Origin of the sequence: Corynebacterium sp. S5S1, from assembly GCF_001913985.1 — a bacterium.
In the GTDB taxonomy this organism is placed as follows: domain Bacteria; phylum Actinomycetota; class Actinomycetes; order Mycobacteriales; family Mycobacteriaceae; genus Corynebacterium; species Corynebacterium marquesiae.
The window spans coordinates 1-2388 of sequence record NZ_MKXT01000033.1; the positions used below are offsets into that span (position 1 = coordinate 1).

Annotated in this window: 2 protein-coding genes and 1 pseudogene; 2 read left to right on the forward strand and 1 reads right to left on the reverse strand. The window is 54.7% G+C overall.

From position 1 onward, the window contains the following. A partial coding sequence (locus BKN05_RS10175) for an IS3 family transposase (protein ID WP_286688579.1) occupies positions 1-780 on the forward strand: 780 nt, incomplete at its 5' end. A 29-nt stretch (positions 781-809) separates the two neighbouring features. Beyond that, positions 810-973, forward strand: a pseudogene (locus BKN05_RS10180) (transposase); the annotation flags it as partial. A 39-nt stretch (positions 974-1012) separates the two neighbouring features. Here BKN05_RS10180 and BKN05_RS10185 read toward each other — a convergent pair. Further along, a protein-coding gene (locus BKN05_RS10185; RefSeq protein WP_286688580.1) for an IS3 family transposase occupies positions 1013-2229 on the reverse strand; the annotation gives its coding sequence in 2 pieces (ribosomal slippage) (positions 1013-1968 and positions 1968-2229; 1218 coding nt in all). Between the last annotated feature and the right edge of the window lie 159 nt (positions 2230-2388).

Sequence of the window (2388 nt, forward strand, 5' to 3'; positions counted from 1 at the left end):
GCAAGAGCCTTAAGCGATAGCCTGCTCATCCCAGAGATACAGCGTGTGCATGCGGAGAATTTCTCGGTCTACGGCATCCGCAAAATGTGGCACGCGATGAACCGCGAAGGCTTTCATATTGGTCGCGACAAGACCGCACGTCTGATGAAACTTGCAGGTGTTTCTGGCCGCAGACGTGGGCGAACCCCAATAACAACGGTAAGCCCGAAGACACCGGATCATCGCCCGGACCTAGTGCGCCGAAACTTCCGTGCGCAGGCACCAGGCAGGCTTTGGGTTGCCGACATTACCTACGTTCGCACCCTGTCAGGATTCGCCTACACCGCGTTTGTCGTGGATGTCTTCAGCCGAAAAATTGTTGGTGTTGCTACACGCTCGACAATGCGCACCGATGCGCTGCCCATGGAGGCATTGGAACATGCGTTAACGACTGCAGGACGAATCCATGGAAACCAACTAATTCACCACAGCGATCGGGGCAGCCAGTACGTGTCACTGAAGTATTCCACCGCGCTAGCTGAGTCAGGAATCCGCCCGAGTGTGGGAACAATCGGCGATTCTTACGACAATGCACTAGCCGAAACAGTCAACGGTCTCTACAAGGCGGAACTGATTCATGCCCAGGGCCCGTGGACGTCGGTCGGAGAAGTCGAACTGGCCACCTTGCGGTGGGTGCATTGGTGGAACACTAAGCGACTTCACGAAGCATTGGACTACGCCACCCCACAGGAAGTAGAAACCGAGTACTATCTCACCCAGCCCATCAACACAGGGCCGTAAAAGAAGCGGAACTAAACCCAGGACGCTTCATGGTGATGATTTCCGACCGGCCAGCAGAAGTAGACGACCGAGCAGTACCAGGTCATTGGGAAGGCGACCTCATTTTAGGCGCGGGTAATAAGTCTGCATAGAGCGAACCACGCGCTATGTCATCTTGCTGCATTTACCTAATGGGCATAGTGCTACTGGGGTTGCCCGCAAATCGTGGACACGTAGTGGAGCTACCTAGTGGTTAGGCAGCTATTTCTTTTCTGCTGATAATTGAGCCGGCGTGGTTCTCGAAGTCGACGGGGCTGACCATCCCGAGTGCAGAGTGCCGGCGCCGGCGGTTGTAGACGACTTCAATCCAGTAGGCAACAGCCTTACACGCGGCATCACGGGTCGCCCAGCGCTTACGGTCATAGAATTCGGTCTTTAACGTCGACCAGAACGACTCGGCCATCGCGTTATCGAAGCACACGCCCGTACGCCCCACAGACTGGGCAATGCCCAGGCTGCGGCAAACCTTCCAGAGCTTCTCACTGGTAAATTGCGTCCCGCGGTCAGCGTGAAACACCAGCCCATCAGGAACATCACCGCGCAGCGTATGCGCCATCCGCAGGGCCCGTTCGACCAGGGATGTATCTTGAACACTATCCATAGCCCAGCCCAGTACCCTGCGGGAATGACCATCGCGGACCGCGCACAAGTACAACCAGCCTTCACCGGTGCGCAGGTAGGTAATATCTGACATCCATACTCGGTTGAGCTGACCAGTATCAAACATGCGTTTGACTAGGTCGGGAAGAGTTGACTTACGCTTGGCTTGGATTGTAGTCACTGGGACAAAGGCACGCGGTGAAATCCCTTCAATGCCCAAAATGCGCATCCGCTTAGCCACAGTCTTGCGATTCAAGGTGATCTGGTAGCGCTCGGTAAGTTCTGCGGTGATCCGCGGAGCACCATAAACCTCATCGGAGTCTTTCCAAATCTGATGAATCTTACGGTCAACGCCATCGTAAAATGCAACACGATCATCTTCGCCAGATAGCCGTTTCTGCTGCGCATGGGCCCATTTGTAATATCCAGACCGAGATACTTTTAATAGTCGTGCCATGCGCTTGATGCTGTAGTTCGCCTTCTCTCGCTGCATTAATTCGAACTTTTCTGCTCGCGTTGCCTTAAAGCGAAGAAGGCTGTCGCTTTTGACAAAAACTCGTTATCCATCTTGGCCTCCGCCAGCTCACGGTGCAGACGAGCATTCTCAGCTCGGAGATCAGCCTCACTCATCCCATCGGAGGATCCTCGGCGTTCACGCTCGAGTTTGACCCACCGGCCTAAAAGCCCGGCGGAAACACCGATCTCCTTAGCCACATGAGCGATCGGGCGCTGCGACTCGATTACCAGGTTCGCGGCCTCACGCCGGTACTCCGGCGTGTACTTCTTGCGCTGTTGACTCACAATGAACATCCTCTCCTACGGACACTAGATCCGTACAAATAGGGTGTCCACTAAACGAGGGTAACCTCACTACAAAGTGTCCCGTGTTCTTCTGCGATCCTGGTTCGCCGTGGCAGCGAGGCACCAATGAAAACACCAATGGACTACTAAGGCAGTACTTCCCTAAAG